24 protein-coding genes and 1 tRNA gene are annotated in these 23,725 nt (G+C 39.8%); 9 read left to right on the forward strand and 16 right to left on the reverse strand.

Going from position 1 to position 23,725, the window contains the following annotated elements; all coding sequences use genetic code 11:
- The first annotated feature begins 48 nt into the window (after positions 1–48).
- From J8L73_RS05280 to J8L73_RS05300, 5 genes are all read left to right on the forward strand, one after another.
- Positions 49–870, forward strand: a complete 822-nt coding sequence (locus J8L73_RS05280) for a class I SAM-dependent methyltransferase (RefSeq protein WP_211015244.1) — start codon at positions 49–51, stop codon at positions 868–870.
- Between the two features lie 16 nt (positions 871–886).
- Complete coding sequence (gene purD, locus J8L73_RS05285; protein WP_211015246.1) at positions 887–2,170, forward strand: phosphoribosylamine--glycine ligase; 1,284 nt, start codon at positions 887–889, stop codon at positions 2,168–2,170.
- Between the two features lie 374 nt (positions 2,171–2,544).
- Positions 2,545–5,085 carry an EAL domain-containing protein gene (locus J8L73_RS05290; protein WP_211015248.1) on the forward strand — a complete coding sequence of 847 codons (2,541 nt, stop codon included), beginning with the start codon at positions 2,545–2,547 and terminating at the stop codon, positions 5,083–5,085.
- A gap of 22 nt (positions 5,086–5,107) precedes the next feature.
- Complete coding sequence (locus J8L73_RS05295; RefSeq protein ID WP_210998781.1) at positions 5,108–5,917, forward strand: DUF2797 domain-containing protein; 810 nt, start codon at positions 5,108–5,110, stop codon at positions 5,915–5,917.
- A 6-nt stretch (positions 5,918–5,923) separates the two neighbouring features.
- The gene (locus J8L73_RS05300) at positions 5,924–6,217 is read left to right on the forward strand and encodes a hypothetical protein (RefSeq protein ID WP_210998780.1); all 294 of its coding nucleotides are present in this window, start codon (positions 5,924–5,926) and stop codon (positions 6,215–6,217) included.
- A 13-nt stretch (positions 6,218–6,230) separates the two neighbouring features.
- On the opposite strand, the gene J8L73_RS05305 is transcribed toward J8L73_RS05300, so the two are convergent.
- From J8L73_RS05305 to J8L73_RS05330, 6 genes are all read right to left on the reverse strand, one after another.
- Positions 6,231–7,148: a histone deacetylase family protein gene (locus tag J8L73_RS05305; protein WP_211015250.1), complete on the reverse strand. Its 918-nt coding sequence runs from the start codon at positions 7,146–7,148 to the stop codon at positions 6,231–6,233.
- A 141-nt stretch (positions 7,149–7,289) separates the two neighbouring features.
- Positions 7,290–8,837 carry a serine hydrolase gene (locus J8L73_RS05310; protein WP_211015252.1) on the reverse strand — a complete coding sequence of 516 codons (1,548 nt, stop codon included), beginning with the start codon at positions 8,835–8,837 and terminating at the stop codon, positions 7,290–7,292.
- Positions 8,838–8,848: 11 nt separating this feature from the next.
- On the reverse strand, positions 8,849–9,343 hold the full coding sequence (locus J8L73_RS05315) for a gamma-glutamylcyclotransferase family protein (RefSeq protein ID WP_210998777.1): 495 nt from the start codon (positions 9,341–9,343) through the stop codon (positions 8,849–8,851).
- 22 nt (positions 9,344–9,365) lie between these two features.
- Positions 9,366–9,992 (reverse strand): LysE family transporter, encoded by a 627-nt coding sequence (locus J8L73_RS05320; RefSeq protein WP_211015254.1) that lies wholly within the window; start codon positions 9,990–9,992, stop codon positions 9,366–9,368.
- Positions 9,993–10,003: 11 nt separating this feature from the next.
- On the reverse strand, positions 10,004–10,777 hold the full coding sequence (locus J8L73_RS05325; protein WP_211015256.1) for a hypothetical protein: 774 nt from the start codon (positions 10,775–10,777) through the stop codon (positions 10,004–10,006).
- A gap of 9 nt (positions 10,778–10,786) precedes the next feature.
- Positions 10,787–11,269, reverse strand: a complete 483-nt coding sequence (locus J8L73_RS05330) for a CreA family protein (protein ID WP_211015258.1) — start codon at positions 11,267–11,269, stop codon at positions 10,787–10,789.
- Between the two features lie 179 nt (positions 11,270–11,448).
- On the opposite strand from J8L73_RS05330, the gene J8L73_RS05335 reads away from it, so the two are divergent.
- Positions 11,449–11,778: a 5-carboxymethyl-2-hydroxymuconate Delta-isomerase gene (locus tag J8L73_RS05335; protein WP_058549364.1), complete on the forward strand. Its 330-nt coding sequence runs from the start codon at positions 11,449–11,451 to the stop codon at positions 11,776–11,778.
- Between the two features lie 60 nt (positions 11,779–11,838).
- Here J8L73_RS05335 and J8L73_RS05340 read toward each other — a convergent pair whose 3' ends face one another.
- Together J8L73_RS05340 and J8L73_RS05345 are read right to left on the reverse strand one after the other, a co-directional pair.
- A complete protein-coding gene (locus J8L73_RS05340) occupies positions 11,839–13,719 on the reverse strand; it encodes a methyl-accepting chemotaxis protein (protein WP_211015260.1) in 1,881 nt (626 codons plus the stop codon).
- A 151-nt stretch (positions 13,720–13,870) separates the two neighbouring features.
- Positions 13,871–14,824: a LysR family transcriptional regulator gene (locus J8L73_RS05345; RefSeq protein ID WP_211015262.1), complete on the reverse strand. Its 954-nt coding sequence runs from the start codon at positions 14,822–14,824 to the stop codon at positions 13,871–13,873.
- A gap of 149 nt (positions 14,825–14,973) precedes the next feature.
- Between J8L73_RS05345 and J8L73_RS05350 the strand changes: the two genes are divergently transcribed.
- Positions 14,974–15,795, forward strand: coding sequence for a DUF4437 domain-containing protein (locus tag J8L73_RS05350; protein WP_211015264.1), 822 nt, complete (start codon positions 14,974–14,976; stop codon positions 15,793–15,795).
- Between the two features lie 104 nt (positions 15,796–15,899).
- On the opposite strand, the gene J8L73_RS05355 is transcribed toward J8L73_RS05350, so the two are convergent.
- The 4 genes from J8L73_RS05355 to J8L73_RS05370 form a co-directional block, all read right to left on the reverse strand.
- Complete coding sequence (locus tag J8L73_RS05355; protein ID WP_211015265.1) at positions 15,900–16,481, reverse strand: outer membrane beta-barrel protein; 582 nt, start codon at positions 16,479–16,481, stop codon at positions 15,900–15,902.
- Positions 16,482–16,728: 247 nt separating this feature from the next.
- A tRNA-Ile gene (locus tag J8L73_RS05360) sits at positions 16,729–16,805 on the reverse strand.
- A 246-nt stretch (positions 16,806–17,051) separates the two neighbouring features.
- Positions 17,052–17,210, reverse strand: a complete 159-nt coding sequence (locus J8L73_RS05365; protein WP_004587604.1) for a YqaE/Pmp3 family membrane protein — start codon at positions 17,208–17,210, stop codon at positions 17,052–17,054.
- Between the two features lie 64 nt (positions 17,211–17,274).
- A complete protein-coding gene (locus J8L73_RS05370; RefSeq protein ID WP_210998772.1) occupies positions 17,275–17,838 on the reverse strand; it encodes a BON domain-containing protein in 564 nt (187 codons plus the stop codon).
- A gap of 317 nt (positions 17,839–18,155) precedes the next feature.
- Here J8L73_RS05370 and J8L73_RS05375 point away from each other — a divergent pair, with 317 nt between their 5' ends.
- On the forward strand, positions 18,156–18,818 hold the full coding sequence (locus tag J8L73_RS05375) for a LiaF domain-containing protein (protein WP_211015267.1): 663 nt from the start codon (positions 18,156–18,158) through the stop codon (positions 18,816–18,818).
- 40 nt (positions 18,819–18,858) lie between these two features.
- Here J8L73_RS05375 and J8L73_RS05380 read toward each other — a convergent pair whose 3' ends face one another.
- A complete protein-coding gene (locus J8L73_RS05380; RefSeq protein WP_210998770.1) occupies positions 18,859–19,275 on the reverse strand; it encodes a VOC family protein in 417 nt (138 codons plus the stop codon).
- A gap of 222 nt (positions 19,276–19,497) precedes the next feature.
- On the opposite strand from J8L73_RS05380, the gene suhB reads away from it, so the two are divergent.
- Positions 19,498–20,301 carry an inositol-1-monophosphatase gene (gene suhB / locus J8L73_RS05385; protein WP_058549356.1) on the forward strand — a complete coding sequence of 268 codons (804 nt, stop codon included), beginning with the start codon at positions 19,498–19,500 and terminating at the stop codon, positions 20,299–20,301.
- 239 nt (positions 20,302–20,540) lie between these two features.
- Here suhB and secF read toward each other — a convergent pair whose 3' ends face one another.
- The 3 genes from secF to yajC are packed head-to-tail and all read right to left on the reverse strand — an operon-like array spanning position 20,541 to position 23,712.
- Positions 20,541–21,488 (reverse strand): protein translocase subunit SecF, encoded by a 948-nt coding sequence (secF, locus tag J8L73_RS05390; RefSeq protein ID WP_210998769.1) that lies wholly within the window; start codon positions 21,486–21,488, stop codon positions 20,541–20,543.
- Between the two features lie 9 nt (positions 21,489–21,497).
- Entirely contained in the window at positions 21,498–23,357 is a 1,860-nt protein-coding gene (gene secD, locus J8L73_RS05395; protein WP_211015269.1) for a protein translocase subunit SecD, read from the reverse strand.
- 19 nt (positions 23,358–23,376) lie between these two features.
- The gene (yajC, locus tag J8L73_RS05400; RefSeq protein WP_058549351.1) at positions 23,377–23,712 is read right to left on the reverse strand and encodes a preprotein translocase subunit YajC; all 336 of its coding nucleotides are present in this window, start codon (positions 23,710–23,712) and stop codon (positions 23,377–23,379) included.
- Positions 23,713–23,725: the final 13 nt, after the last annotated feature.

Genomic DNA, 23,725 nt, shown 5'->3' on the forward strand with positions numbered 1-23,725 from the left:
GTATTCTGGTTATTCTATAACCTTAATTTTGATGTGAAGGAACAAACGATGAAATTTGCACTTAAGACCTTACTAGTAGCCTCGCTGTCGCTCACTTCCACAGTGGCACTTAGCCACAATCATGAGCCGAGCCTTAGCCATGCAGTTCAATCAAGCGAACGTAGCGCTAAAAATAGCGCTCGTGATGAATATCGTCACCCTGAGCAAACATTGGCATTTTTTGGTTTTAAACCAACAATGACTGTTGTTGAAATTGCGCCAGGCGGTGGTTGGTACAGTGAAATTTTAGCGCCAGCGCTTAAAGAGCAAGGCCTGTATTATGCTGCGCATTTTCCTAGCGATTCATCTGTAGGTTACTACCAGCGCTCTCTAGCTGCCTTTAAGAAAAAAGTAGCCGAAGACGAGCGCTTTAGTAAAGTAGAAGTTTCTGAATTTGCCCCTTTAACACACACTGATATAGCCCCAGCGGGTACAGTCGATATGGTATTAACCTTTCGTAACGTACATAACTGGTACATGGGGAAAGACACTGAGGGCGCATTAAGTGCATTTAAGTCTTTTTACACAGCGCTAAAACCAGGTGGCATATTAGGTGTAGTTGAGCATCGCTTAGATGAAAGCCGTGCTGATGAGGATCAAAAATCAACAGGCTACATGAAGCAAAGCTACGTAGTCGACTTAGCTAAAAAAGCTGGGTTTGAACTGGTTGCAACAAGTGAGATTAACGCAAATCCAAAAGATACAGCCGACCACCCTAAGGGAGTGTGGACGCTACCACCTAGCTTACGTCTTGGCGAAAAAGACGCTGACAAATACAAAGCTATTGGTGAAAGTGACCGTATGACGCTGAAATTTAAAAAACCGCTTTAAATAGGAATAGTACGCCATGAATGTATTAGTCATTGGCAGCGGCGGCCGCGAACACGCACTTGCGTTTAAGGCCGCTCAAAACAGCAAAGTAAACACAGTTTTTGTAGCCCCAGGTAATGCAGGCACTGCGCTTGAGCCTAAATTAGAAAACGTTGCTATTAACGTTGAAGACCTAGATGGTTTATTAAACTTTGCACAGCAAAACAATGTGGAACTCACCATTGTTGGCCCTGAAATACCGCTAGTATTAGGTGCTGTAGATAAGTTTCGTGAACATAACATGGCTATATTTGGTCCAACAGCGGGCGCAGCTCAGCTTGAGGGCTCTAAGTCGTTCACCAAAGACTTTTTAGCACGCCATGCTATACCAACCGCCGATTACCAAACGTTTGAACAAATTGACCCTGCCCTTGCTTATTTAAAAGAAAAAGGTGCGCCAATTGTAATTAAAGCTGACGGTTTAGCCGCAGGTAAAGGCGTTATTGTTGCAATGACGCAACAAGAAGCTGAAGATGCTATTCGCGATATGCTCGCCGGTAATGCCTTTGGTGATGCTGGTAGCCGTGTAGTAATTGAGGAGTTTTTAGAAGGCGAAGAAGCGTCGTTTATCGTAATGGTTGATGGCAAAAACGTTTTACCGTTTGCAACTAGCCAAGATCATAAACGTGCTTACAATGGCGATGCCGGTCCAAATACAGGTGGTATGGGTGCTTACTCTCCAGCCCCAGTTGTTACCGACGAAATCCACCAGCGCATTATGAACGAAGTGATCTTCCCTACGGTAGAAGGTATGGCAAGCGAAGGCCACCCGTACACTGGCTTTTTATACGCTGGTTTAATGATTGACGAAACGGGCACCCCTAAAGTTATTGAATACAACTGTCGATTTGGTGACCCTGAAACACAACCTATGATGTTACGCCTTCAATCAGATTTAGTTGAGTTAATTGAAGCTGCTAACCGTGTAGAGCTTGATAAAACCACCATCGAGTTTGATTCACGTGCAGCAGTAGGTGTTGTACTTGCAGCAAATGGCTACCCAGGTGACTACCCTAAAGGTGATGCTATTTCGGGCCTTAAAGTTAACTACCCTGCTGATGAAAAAGTATTTCATGCGGGTACTAAGCAAGATGGCGAAAATGTTGTTACCGCAGGCGGACGTGTATTATGTGCAACAGCACTTGGTAATACCGTAACTGAGGCTCAGCAGCGCGCATACGAGCTGGTAAAACAAATTAGCTGGGAAGGTATGGAATATCGTACTGATATTGCCTACCGAGCGATTGCTCGCGAGCAATAGTCTGTAACTAAGTTATTGGTTTAACTTAGGGCCTGTTTATCTTTCGAGGTTAAATTTGCAGCAGTGTGTTTGGTATTTAGGCAAGGCAGAGCCTATGTAGTGTGGTTATTCCCCATAAATAGGCGATAACGCAGTATAAATACCAAACACACGCTGCACGAAGGTTCGTCCTAGGGACGATTAACTCTTTGTTGCTCGGTTTTTACTTAGCCCACTAGGTTACAAACCTCGCGCCACGATTAAATCGTCCCTAGTTAGAACAAATTTTAATCCTGAAGGATAAGCAGGCCCTAAAAATTTAACTAAAAAAGCGCAGTTTATCTGCGCTTTTTTAGTGCTACACTTATGCAAATAGTTATTACAAGTGTACAGCGTTGGAAACAAAAACTTTACGTTATCACGGGGTGGCTGTAGCCATACTGGTTTTTATATTTTTTATTATTAGCACACTAGCGTCAAATCTAGTCGTGCCTACACGCTACACCGTCGAAAAAACTACACCTGTATATTTAGATTACGCCTATTATATTGATGAAAATAAAACAGGCTCCCTCAAAGATATTATTGCAAGCCCTAATCAACTGACTAATAAATCCTTCTCCGACATCCCTTGGAGTTTTAAACAGCAAAACTATTGGTTATTTATAGATTTAGAAAATAAAAGTTTATATGAACAAGACATTGTTGCTCATTTTGACAACCCAATGGTCGATCACTTAAGTATTTACCGTCTTACGCCAAACAATGAGCTTATTGAAACATACAAATTAGGCGACAAAGAAGAATCACTTTCTTTATTTCAATACAGTGTGCCTCACATCCGCTTTTCACTACCGAGTAAATCAATAGAACGCTTAGCGATTAAAATAGACACCTCAGGTATTAGTAAAACACCTGTAAACCTTTATCGTTACAAAGAGTTTGTAGACTTAGTTCGTTCGCAAACAGGTATTTGGGGAATATTTGCCGGCGTATTGCTAATGGCTGCTCTTTATAACCTAGTGCTTTATTTTGGTATTAAAGACCGTGTTTACCTTATTTATATAGGTTACATAATGAGTGCTCTTTGTTTAATGGGCGTTGTTATGGGCTTTGGCTTTTATTTGTGGCCTCTAGAGCTTCAGTTGTTTTTACACGAAAAAGTTATTTTTACTAACTATGCAATGGCGTTTTTTACACTGGCATTTTGTACGATGTTTTTACGCTACCACAAAGATAAATGCTGGCGTTATAAACTGAGTAAAGCGCTATTGTTTTTAATATTTTTACTCTCAATAGCCACACTATTCTTACCCGAATACATAGCAGCTCCAGTCTTTTTTTGTGTGCTTAGCCTTTTATATGTTGTGTGTATTATTTTAATCTATAACAAATTACGTACAGGGTTTAGATGGGCTAAGTTTTATGTATTTTCGTGGATACCTCTAATTATAGGTGCTGCGATACAGCCGTTAGAGCTAACCGGCTTTTTAGCGTATAGCTTTGCAATCCGACATGCTTTTTTAGTCGCTATTTTGTGTGAAGTTATTTTAATGGCTATGGCACTTGCCGATAGAGTTCGCTACCAGCGAGAGCGAGCGCTTTATCATGCAACACATACACAACAAACTAAGCTACTTAACAGTGCTAAGCTTAAGCAAGCTTTTATGGCTCTGCAATTACAGGGTAGAAACACGACCTTATGCTTAATTAAAATTCGCCATTTCAACTCCCTAAATACCATTATTACCCCTTCGCAGGGCTATACATTAATCAAGCATGTAGCCAAACAAATAGAGCTAGAACTTAGCCACGAACGTGAATTTGCGAATCTAGATATAGATTTTAATAACAGCCCTCGGTTAGCTGATTTAGGCAGTGGTGTATTTGCGTGTATTTCAACTAAAAATCAAAATCAGCAATCCCTTGAAGCAGCGCTCATTAAAATAATTAATAGCTTATCAAAGCAATATGAAATACAAGGGCTAAACCTGCAGCTTACTTATAATATTGGTATAAGCAACGCAGGTAAAAGTGACGACTTTGAGTATTGGCTAAAACGCGGATATCTAGCCCTCAAAAAGGCTAAAAACAATAACGACTTGGTTGTAAGCACCCCAAATGGAAGTAATCTTCTAATGGATGTATCGCTCGCAGCTAAATTACAAAATGCTATAAAATCAGATCAGCTAGCTTTGTATTATCAGCCTCAAATAGGATTGAATTTCAATCAAGTTAACGGTGCTGAGGCCCTACTTCGCTGGCCAGACCCAGCCTTTAAAAGGGTATCCATAGAAGAGCTAATTATACTTGCCGAACATACTGGTATTATTAGTGAGTTAACGCTGTGGGTTATTGAGCGTGCCTGTAAAGATTTGCTCAAACTTACGCAAGAGGGTCACACCGTTCACCCCATTAGTGTAAATCTAAGCGCTAAAAATCTATCTATAAAAAATTTAGCCGAAAAAGTAGAAAACATACTTATAAAATATCAGGTTCCTGCGCATTTACTTAAATTTGAATTAACCGAATCTGCGCTTGTTGAAAGCCATGAAGCACTTATTTCATTAGTAAATGAGCTATCTGATTTAGGTGTACGCGTGGTACTTGATGACTTTGGTACAGGTTATTCTTCATTGAGCTATTTAGTTAACTATCGCTTTACCGAGTTAAAAGTAGATAAGTCATTTGTATTTGATTTAATTAATAATGCAGGGCACAAAGTCATTGTTCAAACTGCTATAGATATGGCGCATAACCTTGGTTTATCTATTACTATCGAGGGAATAGAAACCCAAGAGGTACATCACTTATTAAAAGAAATGGGTGCCGACCGCGCACAAGGCTACCTATATGCAAAACCCCTTCCCTTTGATGACTATTTGCATTTCTTAAAAAGCCAATATAGCTTAAAAATGTTAGACTCCTCTTTTTAACATCTTTAGGGGCCAAGTAAAGATGCAAGGCACTTTGCGTAAATTAAAATCGAGCTTAACAGAGCCGGTTCAGTATCACCTTCCGGTTGGCGACGAGCTAGTTGATTTAAATGCATACATAGGTAAAGAACTCACGCTTACTTTTAGCGGTACTATTTTATGCTCTAACTGCGGTAAAAAAACTAAAAAGAGTTACTCTCAGGGTCATTGCTTTGTATGTATGCGTAAGCTTGCTAGCTGCGACATGTGTATTATGAAGCCAGAAACCTGCCACTACGACCAAGGTACATGCCGAGAGCCACAGTGGGGCGAAGAAAACTGCATGATCCCACATTATGTTTATTTAGCTAATACTTCGGGGTTAAAAGTAGGCATTACGCGCCATACACAAATACCTACACGTTGGGTTGACCAAGGTGCTACTCAGGCTTTACCTATTTTTAAAGTGCAAACACGCTTGCAGTCGGGCTTGGTAGAGGTTGCATTAGCCGAGTTTATTGCCGATAAAACCAATTGGCGCAATATGTTAAAAGGCCAAAACGAAGCAATAGACTTAAAAGCCGCCGCCGCTGAACTTATTCCACAAATCAGCGATAAACTAAACGAGCTAAGTGAGCTATTTGGTGCAACCGCTATAGAGCAACTTGATGAAGACGTGGTTGATTTAAACTTTCCGGTAACAGAATACCCAACTAAAATAAGCTCGTTTAACTTTGATAAAAACCCGGTTGTAAGCGGTGTTTTACAAGGTATTAAAGGGCAATATTTAATTTTTGATAACGGCGTTATTAATATTCGTAAATTTACCTCTTACGAAGTAACTGTAGGCTAACACGCTATGCTAAACAGCTTCCCACAGATATTAGTTATTTATAATGAGCTTGAGATAGCGCATAACCAACAAGAGCAGCAGGAGTGCTTACACAGCGTTACGCAAAGTGAGCTAAACGTCGTACGCGTACTTAATAAACAAGGTAACTATCTTGATTTACAAGGCACTGCTTGCCCTGCACCATCTGGGGAGCAGCTTGCGCAGTTAGTTACAGCTTATTTATTAAATGAAGGCCAATGTTGCTTAGGTAAAATTAAAACGCTAAGCACTACGCAGGCATTTGATTTACTAGGGTTATAAGTTTTCTCTTTATTTAAAGCTCGGTGAGTACTTTAATATGCGCTACAGCACTTCTTCCTAAAGCTGATAGCGCATAACCGCCTTCAAGGTATGATATAACGCCCTTGCAACCACTGTCTTTAACAGCGTTACACAACTGCTGTGTTAGCCAAATATAGTCATCTTCTACAAACTTTAAACTTGCCATATCATCCTCTAAGTGTGCATCAAACCCCGCACTTATGAATAACAGCTCAGGTTTAAATGCTTTCAATTTGGGCAACCATTGGGTATTAAATACCTCTTTTAAATCTTCACCATTACTGGCTATCGGCAAAGGCGAGTTAACAATATGGTTATTATTTTTTACGGCTGTATTTGGGTAAAACGGATATTGAAATAACGAACAAAGTAATACGTTTTCATCGTCAATAAAAATGTCTTGCGTGCCATTGCCATGGTGTACATCAAAATCAGCAACCGCAATACGTTTAACCCCTTTGCTTTGGGCGTACTTAACAGCAATGGCTAAATTATTAAATACGCAAAAACCAGACGATGAATGTGCATTTGCATGATGCCCCGGCGGGCGCACAGAACAAAAAGCGGCATCGAGGTTATCTGCAAGTATTTCATCTACAGCTAACAGCCCAGCGCCAACAGCGCGCTCAATTGCTTTTAACGAATCAGGGCATAACCATGTGTCGCCATCGAGGTTATTTAATCCCTCTTGAGGAATTAAGCGCTCAACAAGGTTAACTAACGACTCATCATGCGCTAATAAATAATCTTCGCGTTTTGCTTTAGGTGCTTGAAGGTGAGTTAAGCCAACGTCTACGCCGCTTGCGAGTAACCGGTCGGTAATAGCATCTAAGCGCTCTGGGCACTCGGGGTGATCGTCAATCATTTTATGTTTACGGCAATGAGGGTGTGAAATAACTGCAGTACGCATAAAATGCTCCTAAGCAAACTAGTATGAGCGTTTAATATAACAAAGCCACCTAAGGGTGGCTTTGCGACTTTGGTGTATAGCATTAGGGCCTGTTGAACTTTCAGGTTAAACCCGCAAAGGTCAACAGACCTTAGTAAATTACTATTTTGCTTTTAAGTTTAAGTTTAAGTTTCTAAAATCAAAGCTAAAGTCGGTAACAGCGGTTGACACCGCGCGCATTTTGGCGCTATTTACACGGTTTTGTGAGCTCATTTCAAAACGAATAAACGCATCGGCTTCTAATAGTTTTTCATCCCACCTAACAATAAATGTATTACCCGTATAATGCTCAAGTGTGCCTTTTAAGCGTTTGGTATGCGTAAAATCAATGCGTAATTTGCCATCTAACTGCTCAACAATCACATCACCGTACCAGTCATCATGTAAGGTGCCGGTGTAATTAATATTAGGTAACTGTGGCTGGTAGTCTGCTGGTGCATCGGGCTTAGCATTCGCATAAGCTTTTTGTTTACCGGCAAAATGCTTATCAGCTAAATCTTCTACCCAGTCTTTATCTTCAAGTTCTAGGGCATCTTCAAGCACTTCATGAGTAACCGCCGAAAGCGCACTAAATGCTTGCTGATTAGATAAGATTACAATACCAAGCTTTTTCTCTGGTAGTAACGTGACTTGCGATACCATACCTAAAATACCACCACCGTGACCCAACTTTTTAAAGCCGTGGTAATCTTCAATGCTCCAACCCAGTCCATATCCTCTAAATTGCTGATGATACGCTTCAAATGCACTTTTAGATGCCATAGAGGTAATATGCGGATGCCACATTTGCGCTTGTTGCTTTTCGCTAAATAGTTGCTCGCCGTTTGGCATTTTACCACCCGCTAATTGCGTGCGTAGCCATTGGCTCATATCGCTTACGCTAGATGCAATAGCACCTGCACCTCTAAAGTCTTCTAAGTAATTAACAAAAAATGGGTTAAGCTTGCCATCCATAGGAATGTGCCCTATTGCCCAGTTTTTATTACTTTTAGGAATACGTGAAAAACCCGCGCGCGAGTTATCCATATGCAGCGGCTTTAATATATTGTTTTCGATGTAATCGCTCCAGCTCATACCCGATACACGCGCAACAACCTCACCTGCGGTGACAAACATTAAGTTGTTATAAGCATATTGGCTACGAAAGCTGCTTGCCGGTTTTAAATACTTTAGCCCTGCTAAAATATCCTCTATAGATTTATCTGTACTTGGCCAAATCATTAAATCGCCTTGCCCAAGGCCTAACCCACTACGATGGCTCAATAAATCACGAATACGCATTTCACGGGTCACGTATGAGTCATATAATCTAAATTCAGGTAAGTGATCGATTACCCTGTCATCCCAGCTTAACTTGCCTTCATCAACTAATTTAGCAAGCGCTGCGCTGGTAAATGCCTTTGTGTTTGAAGCAATACCAAATAGCGTGTCTTTGTTTACTTGTGCGTTAGTATTTAAGTTACTAACACCAAAACCTTTAGCAAATACTACTTGGTCATCTTGCACTACCGCTACAGCCATACCGGGTACGTCAAAGCGCGCCATTGAAGTTTTAATTACCTCTTCTAAATTATTGGTATTTATTTGTGCCCAACTGCTAAAGGTGGCACTTGCAAGCAAGGCAAAGCTGGCTAATTTAGTTAATGTCATGGTTATCCTTATTATTTTTGATGGACTGCAAATTCAATATCGGCGCGCTCTTTATTAGTATCGCTTTTATGCGGCCGATTAAGTATTGCATCACTGTATTCTTTTGGTACGCCCGCCTCAAGTGCACCGCGATGAACGTGCTGAATATACCAGTCATATGGCAGTACATCGTTATCGTGCGTATTGGCTATATAGCAATGCGCCTCTATTTGATCGCCATCTAAAAGTGTTGGCTTAATTGCAACGCAATCGTACCCTGGACCTTCAATAGTATCTAAAATTGCTTTTTCTGCTTCATTAACTTCATAAACAACACCATACACTAACGCGTTTTTATCATCGCTTTTTTGAATACTACATTTACCCGACCCATCTTTAAATAACATATTAAAGGTAAGCTCGTAGCCTTTTAATACCGCTGTACCAACACGTTTAGCTTGCGGTAAGCGTGCAAGTAAGCGGTTGGACGACATATTTGATCCAAACGAAAAATTATAAATAGGCATGTTTACTCCTGCTCTTATTAATTTAAATTACAACGCGAATAGCTAACGCTATTAAAATAACGCCAATACCGCGGTCAAACCAATAACCACTTTTTTGAAAAAAGCCCCGAACACCCGGCTTTGAAAGTACCAAAGAGAGCATTGAAAACCATACCCAGGTAGCCAATGCCATATAAACGCCATACGCTATTTGCACGCTAGTAGGGGTAGTTACGCTAATTACTAAGGTAAATAACGACATAAAAAAGAGGGTTGCTTTAGGGTTTAGCGCATTAGTTAAAAAGCCACGCCTAAAGGCAAGCCACACACTTTCCTCAAGCACGGTTTTGTTTTCTATAGTATCGCTCGTATTTTCTGGCGGTTTTGCTGCTCTTAACGCTTGCACACCTAAATATGCCAAATAAGCTCCTGCGAGGTATTTAAGCGCCATAAATAAATTAGGTGATTGCGTTAAAATAAGTGCAACGCCTAATACGCAATAGCCAACGTGCAGCAAAATAGCGGCGCCAACGCCTGCACTTGTCCATAAAGCATTACGCCTACCTTGCTGTACACTTTGTTTAAGTACCACAGCAAAGTCTGGCCCTGGGCTCGCTACGGCAAAAAAGTGTGCAATAGCAATAAGCAAAAATTCATCTAAGTAATTCACAAGTATCCAATTTAATTTGGTGCATAGGCGAGTAATAACGGATTAGCTGAGTTGTCTACTAAGGCTTTAATTTCTTTCTGAGCTTTTTTAAATTGGCTTCGTAAATGCGGCTTTAAGTGCTTTTTAGACTCTTTATCGTTTTTAAAGTAGCTAATTAACGCGTGCATAAATACCGTATGTGTTTCGCTAAGTTTAGCCTCGCGATTAGCATAGGGGTTATAACACGAGCCACACCCTCCTTTAAATTGATACACTGTATTGCTCATCATTACACCAAAACCTAAAAAGCATGCCAGTGCATCTACAGCTTGTGGCAGGTAGCCTTTACCCCCTGGTGGTAGTACTGCAACATGGTGTATAAGTATGGTCGCTAACGTACCTGCAAAGCTTGCTACTAAATCTTGAGGCTGATTAATTTGATTAGGATTAAACGAGATATTAATCGCATGGCTTGGCGGTACTATAAGCTGGCTTGTATCACCTCGTAGTTGCTCACTAAATTCAAAATGAGGAAATACTTGCGGCTGCAATTGTTGTGGTGCTACTAGTTGTATTGGCCATGCGCTCATCCCAGCGTAATCGCGCACACGGGTAAATACATTTGTGGCCATCTCTTCAATACTCGACACCGAGTCAGGGAAGTATTTAGCCGTTGGCAATATTATTTGCGTGTGCTTTGTAAAAAAGCTGGCATCAAAGTTTTCTACCGCCCAAATAAAGGTATCAATTAACCACTGCTGCTCTGCCTGCTCAAGCAGTGGCTTTGTTTTAAATAACGCCAACATAATGTGCTCTTATTCTTGTTTAAGCGCCCAATCCCACGCTTGGGTATTGTAAAGTGGTACAGTCGATAGTGCATGATGATGACTACCACTGGATTCTTTTGTTGAGTACGATAAGTACAGCAACGTACGGTTTTGTGCATCGTAAATACGGCGTACTTTTAGTGATTTAAATAAAATACTTTTAGATGATTTAAATACCACCTCTCCCGACTTACTGCGATCTATAGCTTGTAATTGATCCCCCGTAATCGGCCCCGTTTGACGACATGCTATAGACATATCGGAGGGATCTGAAAAATCTAAATCGGCCTCAATATGACTAATATGACATGTAACACCTTTTACTAGCGGGTCTTGCTGCGAATTAACCACCACATCTTTAGTAGTAAATAGACCTAAGCTCACCGATGCAACATCGTCAGAGCAAGCACTTAATGTAACAACTGCACTTAGTAGCACAGCTAAACGTTTAAAATTTTGCGGTAATTTCATATTAATCCTTAATTTTGCTTTATAAGCTAAGCGAAGGTTCACGTGTCTGTTTTTATACTACCATCAAAAATAATTACTTTAGAGTAAAGATTTTCAATACCTCAGGGGTTAGCGCAGAACACTGTATTTGCTACAATTGCGCCCACACCCATGCAGTAACTTACAATAGGAAATGCTTAATGCCGCATATTATTATTGAACACTCAGAAGACCTTCCTGTTCTCCCTCAAGTACTCGTAGAAAAAGTACACAATGCAACTTTTCAAAGTGGCTTATTCGATTTAGAAACTATCAAAACCCGTGCCATTGCTTACCAGCAGTATCAACTAGGTGCAGGTAAAGAAGGATTTATTCATATTGCGGCACATATAATGTCAGGGCGCTCGATTGAGCAAAAGCAAATGCTTAGTGAAAGCCTGCTGGAGTGTTTAAAAACCTACTGTCGCGATTCAGACAGCTTAAGCGTTAATATTTACGATATTCAACACGAGATATACCGTAAAAATTAAACAAAAAAAGCGCGTTATAACTGAGTTACAACGCGCTTTATAGTTTAAAGCTTTAACTTTTTATAATGTAAATTTACCAAGCAAGTCTTTTAATATATTCGACTCCTTATTCAAGCCATTACATAGCTGCTCGGAATTTTTCATATTTTGCTTTGTTTGCTCTGCCGAGTCAGAAATCATCACCACATTTTGACTAATCTCTGAAGTCGCTAATGTTTGTTCACGTGTTGCTGTAGCAACCGAACTGTTTAGCTCACTTAAAGTCACTATTTCCTGCGATATACCTGTTAACGTACTGCCCGTTATTTTTAAGCGTTCTGCGTTTTCTAAGGTATTTTTACTACCAAGCTCAATGGCTAATACTGTCGTTGATGCTTTGTTATTTAGTGAATCAATCATTTCGTTTATTTGCTCAGTAGACTCAGCGGTACGCATAGCAAGCGTTCTTACCTCATCGGCAACTACAGCAAAACCTCGACCATGCTCCCCCGCACGCGCAGCCTCTATGGCAGCATTAAGCGCTAATAAATTGGTTTGCTCAGATATAGCCTTAATTACATCAAGCACTTGCGTAATAGATTTTATTTCACTAGAGAGCTCAGTAACGGAAGTAACCGAGGTGGCCATGGCCGTTTCTAACTGCTCCATGTGTTTTATGGTGCCATTAACAAATTCAACCCCTTTGTGAGTGGTTTCCTCTGTAGTAGTTGCTATATCAGAGGCATTACTAGCGCTGTTAGAAATATCTTGGACGGTTACTTCCATTTCATTAACCGCAGCTGCAACCGTTTGTGTGCTTGATGATTGCACTTCAGCCAAATTAGCTGCCCCTTGGACTTGCACTAGGACATTCTGCGAAATACTTTTTACATGATTAGCAGAATCTGACACTTGCTTAAACATACTATGCAATTGCTCTAAAAATAAATTAAAGTTTGCCGCCAACTCAGATATTTCATTGTTATCGTCTGTAGGTAACCTAGCAGTTAAATCACCATCTTTTTTAGTTAACGAATTAACCGCTGTGGTAATATTTTCAATAGGTTTAAATATTTGCGCAACCAATACCCTAGCTAGCACCAGACCTATAACAGCAATAATAACCCCAAATAATAAATTACTATGAATCGCACTATTAATAGGCCCATAGAGTTGATCTTCAGGAATTTCGGCCACTAAATGCCAACCTAATGATTCTACAGGCGTGCTTGAAACAACATAATCTTCACCGCCAATTTGTTTATTTACAATAGCGCCGTTTTTAATATCACGAATATTGATTTTCTGACCCATTTTATCTCTGTCGCTGTGAAGCATCACCTCACCATCATCAGAGACCAAATACACGACACCCGCCTCACCAATACGGTATTCATTAACTAAATTAATCATAGAATCGAGCGAGCGCCCCACACCTGTAATCGCCGTACGCTCGCCATCAATTTCTAATGCATGGTTAATAAATACCACCATACTATTCGAGCCTTTATCTATATCTAAAGCAATTTCGAATGGTTTATTTGATGATAAAAACTGATCAAACCAGGCTTCGTCTGTTCTATCTATTTTTCTCGAAATGCCCGTATCGGTGTAATAGTTATTAGTATTTTTGGAAATAATATAAGTAATAACGGCTTTGTTATTCTTTTTAATACTCGCTAAATAATTTATATAGTCAGCTTGTGATTGCTCGGATTCACCGTTAGCTATCCACTGTTTAACAAATGAATTTTGCGCTATTTCTTTAGCAACAATAATGGGAGTAGAAAGCTCTAACTCAATTTTACTTTTCACTTCGCTAAGTGCTGTAGGTAAGTCTACTTTTGCGAGTTTATCTCCTATATGACTTTGGATACTATTTGAAAATAAAAATGTAGAAGCAGCTAAAGGCACAACAATGGCTAAAATGAGGCTAATATAGACTTTTTGCTTAAGTAACATACTATTCCTATAAATGTACAAGAGGTTGAACTAACATTCGCTCTTAATAAATATAGGATCAGCTAAGCAATAAGCCCAATAATTAGAGAAATAGAATTCAAAAGAAAGTCTATAGTTTAATTTTTTCAACCACATGAAAGCGTATTAAAATTTATGGCGATTCTGGCCACTCTTGCGCATCAATAGTGCCTTTATCTATTAGCTGAGCTCTTAATTCATTTATTGTGAGTTTTAATTCATCGCGAATTAACCTAACAGCAGGGGTAATAAGCTGCCTACTAGGAAGTACTAACCACATTTCGGTGAGCGGCACTGTGTAATCGGCCATTAACCTCTGAAGCCTTCCGCTTAATAAATCTTGAGCAACATCAATTGCTGATTTTTTAGCAATACCTGTTCCATCAATACACCAGCGCCTTACAATATCGCCATCGTTAACTGCACGATCACTATTCATTTTAATTTTGAATTTTTGACCATCGTTATAAAGCTCCCAACTATCATGAACTACTTCATATAATTTATATAAAAGAGCATTATGATTAAGTAAGTCATTTGGCGTTAACGGCTCACCGTGACTGTTAATATAACTTGGCGATGCACACAACACGTGAGGAATATTACAAATTTTAAAACCATATAAGTTGAGCTCTTTAGCTGCATCTTTAGTAACTGCCCTTAGAGCAACATCAACACCATCACGGTAAAAGTCTGCACGACTATCACTAGTTTGTAGGCGCAGAGTTACATCGCTGTATTTATCCATAATGTTATTAAGTAAAATACGCATTAAATTACGGCCCATTTCTGAGGACACCGCCATACGCACTTCACCGCTAATAGACTGCTGCTCTTCATGAATAAGCACTTGGCCTTGCTGTAACAATTGGAGTGCTTGTTGGCATAATGGCAAATAACGCTCACCCTCAGGCGTAAGACGTATTTGTCTTGTGGTACGTACAAAAATCTGAGCGTTAAGTGCTTTTTCAATACGTTTTATAGATACGCTTGCAGCCGACGAACTCATATCTAATTGGTTTGCAGCCGCCGTAATAGATTGCAGCTCAGCCACTTTGAGCAATACTTGTAAGTCAGCAATTTTCATCAAAACCTCATACTGTTTAGCTACAGGATTAAATATTAACTATAAAGCTATTATCCACGTTTTTGCGAAAGTGTATTAAACATTTGCCCGTTTATTGGGTGAGTTCCAAACCGTACCATATACGCATACCAGCTTAACGGAGCATTTATATGAAACTATTATTAAACTTATCAGCACTTGCACTTGTAGCAACATTTAGCTCATCACCTGTTTTTGCCCAGCAAAGCACATCAAAAGTAATTGCCGCAAGCAATATTGATTGGGGCTACCTAAACCCACTTCGAGGCGATAAAAGCCCAGGCGCAGCCGATCTTTGGGGTAACCGTACAGCAGATACTGCAACAGGTATGCTAGTTCGCTTTAAGAAAGGGTTTGAGTCTCCACCACATATTCATAACATCACCTATCGCGGAATTGTTATTGAAGGGCAAATGCATAATGACGACCCAGCGGCTGAAAAAATGTGGATGCCTACAGGCTCATTTTGGACACAGCCAGCAGGTGAAAACCACACCACAGCTGCAAATGGTACGACTAACTTAATATACCTCGAAATAGACTCCGGCCCTTATTTGGTTAAACCAACTAAAGAGCAATTCGATAATGGTGAGCACCCATTAAACCTACATAAAGACAATATTGTATGGTTAAGCGATAGCGACTTAAACGATATTAACGTAGACGGTGTGCAATCTACCTATGTATGGGGAAGTACAGCCAATATGAATGGCTCAATGATTAAACTTCCTGCTGGCTTTAAAGGCGAAGTAACTACTAATGCCAGTGAGTTTCGTGCAGTGGTTATTGCAGGTGCGGTTAATTACAACTCAAGCGAGCAAAATAAAGCTCAAAACCTAAGTGCAGGCAGCTACGTAGAGTCAACGGGTCGCTTTACTCACTCGCTTGAAAACAACAGCGATAAGCCGGCAACTATCTACATTCGTACTAACAGTAAGTACAACGTAAACTAAAACAGTTTTAGACTTTTGCGAATATACGCGGCAGATTAATGCAGGAAGAAAAGTAGACGAGATAAAAAAGCGCACTAATTAGTGCGCTCGCATAATTTTAGTACTTAAAAGCTATAACGGGCAGTTAAACCAACAAGATCCAATTCATCCAAGGTAGTGTAATTAGCACCGAGTGAAAAGTTGTTATTGAAGTAGTAACGTGCGCCCACAGTAAAAGATGTTTCACTCTCATCTGCAATATCGATATAGCCCAATCGGCCATCTAGTTCGATATTGTCACTCACCATAGAGCGAACACCTACAGATAGACCATAACCATTTTCATCATCAGAAATGCTACTTCCACGATACGATGCTTCAACTTCTACGTTTTCATATGTTACTAAACCATAAAAATCAGTGCTCGCGCTAATAGCCGTGCGATAACCCAACCCAGCACTCAGCCAATTAAAGTCTACATCCACACCATCATCTGAATTACCAACAGTCTGGTATTGGCCAGATAGGAAAAAGTTTTCGCCTAAAAGCGTGCTACCATCAAAAGTCCAACCATCGGCATCATCGCCATCAATATCACCGTCAAGGTAACCTGCAGAAACATAATTAAAGTTTGGAGATTCTGCCAGTGCAGCGGGGCTCGCAACAACAGCAGTAAAAAGTAAGATTGCAATTTTATTTGTTTTCATAGTACTTCCTTATAAATTTTTTTTAACAACCTAAATTGTACCCAGGAAAGTACACAACTATCTTCTTGATTGCAAATATAAAATAAGAGGATAAATCTAAAATTACAGTTCTAGCTTGCTTCCAAAAAATGCTAAATGATTAGTTATTTGAAAAGGTAGTAATTAAGTAGTTATAAAACTATGAATCATTGAATGAAGTGTTAGTGCTATAGGATATTGAGAAATTTACTTGAAAGATTTTGATAAGTGGTGGCCCCTCCCAGACTCGAACTGGGGACCTAACGATTATGAGTCGTGTGCTCTAACCAACTGAGCTAAGGGGCCAACTTTATATAACTGCATGGCAGTTAATTTTTGAAGCGTTTAGCCACTAAGCGACTAAAGCGGGTTGCAGTATAAAAACTTTTTAAGGGCTTGTCACTAGCAAAAACCTTTATTTTAACAATCAATAAGCTAACTGCTTAAATAGTAATCTTTTCAGTGGGAAATAATATAAAAATGTGGGGATTTATAGTACGGAAGACATGTAAGCCGTCTAACAGGTCGGCTTACATTACATAAAGTGCGGCATTACTTTTTGGCAATTATATAAATTGCATGTATTAAGCCTGGGAAGTAACCCAGTAGTGTTAGTAAAATATTTAGCCAAAAGTGCATACCTAAACCAACTTGTAAAAACACGCCCAGTGGTGGCAATAAAATCGACAAAATAATACGAATGATATCCATGATGTAACTCCTTTAAAATGACAAAGCAAAAAGCCCAGCAGCGCTGGGCTTTTAGTATAGTGTATTATTCAGCAACGATAGTTAATTCATCAACTACGTCACGAACATCTTCAGCGTTTTTAGCAATTTTTACAGCTAACTGCTTTTCAGCTTCAGATTCAACTGAACCTTTTAGCTTCACTACACCGTTGTCGGTATCAACATCGATATCTGTACCGTCAACCTCTGAATCGAATAAGAAGCGCGTAGTAATTACCGTGGTAATTTTAGCGTCTGTTAAATCGTTGTCATCAGTGTCCATATCGGTATCTGTAGTTTTTGCGTCCATATCTTTAACAACAGTTAAGTTATTATCTACGTCCGTTACGCCATCTAGGCTAATTACAAGTTCTTCAGCTAACTCTTTATCTAAGTCGCTGTTTACTTTACCTGTAAGTACTACCTTGCCATTTTTTACATCAGTGTTAATGTCAAAGTTGTTTAGATTAGTGTTCATCAGAAGCACTGTTTCTGCCTTACCATCAATCCAAGCATCTTTACTTTCGTTTTCCCAGCTGCTTGCTTGCGCACCCATTGCTGTAGTACCAAGAACTAACGCTGCAATCATAGACTTATTGAATGTTTTCATAATCTTTCTCCTTTTGATTAAAGACGAATTTATTAATGCGAGCTTTAGGCCAACTTTATTTATGTATAAAATTCAATTGGTTGAGGTTTAATTCGTATTTTTAGTCTCTGGGCCTCAAGTAAAGTTTTACAGGCTTATCGGTAAAACTTTCTCAAGTAGTGAAAATAACTAGATAATTGCAATTTTGGTTAATCTATCGTTAATATAAACAACGCTTAAACATCGCTATAAAATAAACCACTGATATTTAAGTATTTTTAAATTGGTACGTTGATTGCTTTTCTATTGGTACTAACTAAATAAAAGGATTGCTCCTAATGTCTGTAAAAATTGAAGACCGCCCAATAGAACACGTTCGTGAACAAGTGATTGATCAGCTAATTTATAATTACAGCCATGGGGTTATTTCTGTAGAGGCATTTGAACGACGTTTAGATGAAGCGATGGATGCGAGCTCAAACGAAGCATTAATGAACTTAGTGGAAGATTTAACACTTAACACCGATAACCAATATAAAGCACACAAACACACGCAGTTTTCTCCAAATTATAGTGCACAACAAAACAGCGATGACGACTTTACCTTGCGCAGCATATTAGGCTCTAATGAGCGAAGTGGCCAATGGGTTGTACCAAAAAACATATATCTACATAACTATATGGGCTCTGTAGTACTTGATTTTACCGATGCTATATTTACACATCAAAACGTAACTATTCACGTTAACTGTATTTTTGGTAGTGATGAAATATACGTGCCGGAGCATGTAAATGTAGTATCTAAAATGTTTTGTACATTAAGCAGCTTTGAAAATAAGTCGGTATCGCTTAATAAGCGCCAAGGCCCAACAATTCACATTGAAGGCAAGGCTATATTGGGTTCGGTAGAAGTAAAAGTTAAACGCACAATTAAAGAAAAATTTATAAGTTTTGCTAATGAACTAAAAGCTCAGCTTGGCGCTGGTAACAACCGCTCATAACACACTATTTTAGCACCGCGCTTTGCGGTGCTAACAATGGTTATAAGTCGTTATTTCGCTCACTGGGTATATCACTTAAATATTCTACAAACTCTATTTCAAAGCCTGCGGGGTCAATATAATACACATTTTTTCTAAATGGATTAGCACTCCCATTTTTACTTATATTAAAGCCCGCTTTTTTTAAACGCGTTACTACTGCATTTATATTGCTAGTAACATAAGCAAAGTGAGCAAAACCAACTTGATGCCCAGACAAGTACCTGTTTTCTCCCTCACCATGGTCGCTTATGGCAATGTAATGGGTTTCATCACCAAAGTGTACCCAACGTCTTGGCTTACCATACCAATCGCCTTTTCCTTCACTCCTAATTGACCAATACGGAAATGCAGCTTGATAAAACTCAAGCATAGAATCGATATCGTTTGCGACTAAGTTTACGTGTTCTAAATACATAATTTTCCTTATTTGTTTAAGTTGAGGTCACGATAAAACCTCAAGCTAACTTTAGGTAAAGCATTATTTAAAATTAATTACGCTTTAAAACACGGGTACTTTTAGCGCTGTATAAAAAACATGCATATTTATTTAGGGTTTATTGTTTACTTTATGTCAAAAGTCGCTAAAATACGCCGGCTGAAATATACAAACGTTCTTTTACAACCCAAAGGTAACACCATGCATCCAATGTTAAACATTGCGGTTCGCGCTGCGCGTAACGCAGGCAAAATTTTACTTCGCGCAGGCGAAGATTTATCAAAAGTTGAAGTGCAACAAAAAGGCGCTAACGACTTAGTAACTAATATTGATAAAGAAGCCGAAGCCGTAATTCGCGACACAATTTTACAGTCTTACCCTACTCACTCTATTGTTGGTGAAGAACTAGGTGAGCACAAAGGCAAGGATGCAGATTACCAATGGATTGTAGATCCTATCGATGGAACAACAAACTTCATCAAAGGTATCCCTCATTACGCAATCTCTATTGCACTTAAAGTTAAAGGTCGTTTAGACCAAGCCGTTATTTATGATCCAATTCGTGGCGAGCTTTTCACAGCTTCTAAAGGTCAAGGCGCACAACTTAACAGCAAACGTCTTCGTGTAAGCAAAACAACAGTACTTGCGGGCACTGTACTTGCTACTGGTTTCCCTTTCAAAAACAAACACCACATGGATGCATACACTGAAGCATTTAAAGCATTGTTTGTGCATACAGCTGATATCCGCCGTGCAGGTTGTTCTGCTTTAGATATGGCATACGTTGCTGCTGGCCGTGTTGATGGCTTTTTTGAAATTGGTTTAAAACCTTGGCACTCAGCTGCAGGTGAGCTTATGGTTAAAGAAGCCGGCGGAATGGTAGTAGATTTTGCTGGTGGTAATAACTATAACCACAGTGGAAATATTATCTGTGGCGCACCAAAATTGACTCAAGCTATTATTCGTGAAATTCGCCCAGTGTTATCTGAGTCGTTACTTCGCTAATAAACTGTTTATACCAATCAAAATTGGTATGACTAAAGAAGGAGCTTAGGCTCCTTTTTTTACGCTTAATTTAAACCTATTGCTAAAATTCACCAAAGTGCTTTTGCCACAACTTTGCTAATAACTTTTACAAACGAAATGCAGTATGCGATGTACTTAGCAGCTTTACTGAATTTAAATTAAATACGCTCATAAAAAAACCGCTCATAAGAGCGGTTTTTTATTAACTGCAAACCTAGTTACGGCATAGCGTCTTGGTCTGCACCTTCTTTTTCTATCACTTCAGGTATTAAATCTTCTTTGCTTACGCCCATTGCTATAGCAACCGAACTTGCAACATAAACAGAAGAGTAAGTACCAATAAACACACCAAAGAGTAATGCAGTTGCAAAACCATGAATGGTTTGTCCGCCCCATGCAAACAAGGCAATCAATACTAAAATTGTAGTGATTGATGTTACAAGCGTACGATTAAGTGTTTGCGTTAAAGACAAATCAATAATTTCGATAGTGTCGTCAATGCGTACCTTGCGGAAGTTTTCACGAATACGGTCAGATACAACAATAGTATCGTTGAGCGAGTAACCTATTACCGCAAGAATTGCCGCTAATATTGTTAAATCAAACTCTAACCCTAATACCGAAAACAAACCAACTGTAATAATAACGTCGTGTAGTAACGCACCCACCGCACCTACTGCAAAACGCCACTCAAAGCGAAATGCTACATAGATTAAGATACAAATAAGCGCAGTTAACATGGCAAGGCCACCCTGCTCTTTTAAGTCTTCACCTACGCTTGGGCCAACAAACTCAATGCGGCGCATTACAACGCTGTCGTCTGCTTGTTTTAATGCGGCAATTACTTGGTTACCAATAACTTCTGCTTTTACATCGCTTCCGCGAGGCGCTAGGCGTACTAAAATTTCTTGGCTTGAGCCAAATAATTGTACTGAAGCATCAGAAAAGCCATTTTCACCAAGTACATCACGTACCTTTTTTAGATCTGCAGGCTGTGAAAAGCCCACCTCTACTGCAGTACCGCCGGTAAAATCTAAGCCAAAGTTTAAACCTTTAACAAAAATTGACGCAAGCGACGCGATTATCAATAACGTCGAAAAGCCCATAGCCACTTTACGAAGAGACATGAAACGAAGGGTTCTGCTACCCAAACTTAAAATCTGCATGTCTGCTCCTTAAATTGAAAGTTTATCAACACGTTTACCGCCAATAATAAAGTTGATTACCGCGCGGGTACCAACAATAGCTGTAAACATTGAAGTTAAAATACCAATTGCTAATGTAACCGCAAAGCCTGCAATTGGGCCTGTGCCCACGGCAAATAATATAATGGCAGCAATTAGTGTGGTGATATTGGCATCAAATATAGTGCTAAAAGCGCTGTCATAACCAAAATGAACGGCTTGTTGAGGGCTACGGCCATCGGCTAGCTCTTCACGAATACGTTCAAAAATAAGTACGTTAGCATCTACTGCCATACCTACGGTTAATACAATACCAGCAATACCTGGAAGCGTTAATGTAGCGCCCGGAATAAGCGACATAATACCTACAATAAGCACTAAGTTAGCCGCGAGCGCTAAGTTAGCTACTAAGCCAAAGCCCTTGTAGTAAATAAGCATAAAGGCAAGTACAAACGCAAAACCAAGTGCAACAGCTGTCATACCTGCTTCAATGTTTTCTTGACCTAGGCTTGGCCCTACTGTGCGCTCTTCTACTATTTGAATTGGTGCTACAAGTGCACCCGCTCTAAGTAGTAAGCTTAGGTTATGCGCTTCAGCCGGGTTATCGATACCTGTAATGCGGAATGAGCGATCAAGTCGAGCTTGAATAGTCGCAACGTTAATAACTTCTTCTACCTTAATTGGTGGAAGCGCCTTACCGTTTTCATCCTTTTTACCTGATGGCTTGTATTCAATAAATACTGTGGCCATACGTTTACCAATAGCACGTTTGGTGAAGGCATTCATTTTTGCCCCACCTTTGCTATCTAAAGTAATACTTACTTGTGGACGTTGGTATTCGTCACTCCCTGATTGCGCGCCAGTAATATGGCTACCTTCAAGAATAATACGTTTTTTAAGTACAACAGGGTAGCCGTCGCGGCTCATGATCATTTCAGTACCCGCTGGGATACGACCTTGAGCAGCTGCGCTTGGATCAGCGTTTTCGTCTACTTCACGAAACTCAAGCGTTGCCGTAGCGCCTAAAATTTCTTTAGCGCGAGCGGTATCTTGAACACCTGGTAATTGCACAATAATACGCTCAGCACCTTGGCGCTGTACATTTGGCTCTGCAACACCAATTTGGTTGATACGGTTACGGATAATCGTTTCATTTTGCTTGATTGCGTAGTCACGAATTTCTTTAAGCTTTTGCTCACTCATGCTGGCAAAAAATGCTTTATCGTTGCTGCTATCATCAATGTAAACATTTAATGGGTAACGAGATTCTAATAAGCGCTCTGCAGCATCTTTATCTTCTTCAGTACGCATTTCTACACGCATACGCTCAGAGCCAGCTACACGGCGAACACTACGGTAACGTAGTTTTTCTTCGCGTAAATCGCTTCTAAAGTCTTGTTCCATTTGCTCAAGCTGGTTATCAACCGCAGTTGCCATGTCGATTTCCATGGTGAAATGTACGCCACCACTTAAATCAAGACCTAGCTTCATTGGGTTACCACCGAGTGATTTTAACCAAGTAGGTTGAGCCGGAGCCATATTAATAGCAGAAACGTAATCGTCACTTAATGAATCACGCAATAAATCTTGCGCTTTAAGTTGCTCTTCAACATTTTTGAAACGAACAAGTATTTGTCCATCTTCAAGCTTAGTTGATTTAACAGTTACGTTATGTTTTTTGAGGGTTGCGTTTACTTTGTCTACAACAGCGAGGTCTACATCGGCACCTTTAGCCCCCGAAACTTGAATGGCCGGATCGCGACCATACAAGTTTGGAGAAGCATATAAAACGCCAATAGCTACCACAGCTAAAACAAGTAAATACTTCCAAACTGGAAACTTGTTTAACACGGGGTCGTCCTTATTATTTTTATAGCGACTTCATTGTGCCTTTTGGCAATACTGCAGATACTGCAGATTTTTGTACTGTTACTTCAGCTTGCTCGTTTAATGAGATAACGATGAAATCTTTATCTTCAGTAATCTTCACAATTTTACCTACTAAACCACCTTGGGTAAGTACTTCATCTCCTTTAGCCATCGCGCTCATTAAGCTTTTGTGTTCTTTAACGCGCTTAGCTTGTGGGCGGTAGATTAAAAAGTAAAAAACTAAGCCGAAAATAGCTAACATTATTAGCATTTCCCAGCCACCGCCGGCTGCAGGTTGACCAGCTGCTGCGTGTGCATTTGAAATAAATAAACTCATGATACTTCCTCTT

Source organism: Pseudoalteromonas sp. MMG006 (assembly GCF_018101025.1).
Classification (GTDB): domain Bacteria; phylum Pseudomonadota; class Gammaproteobacteria; order Enterobacterales; family Alteromonadaceae; genus Pseudoalteromonas.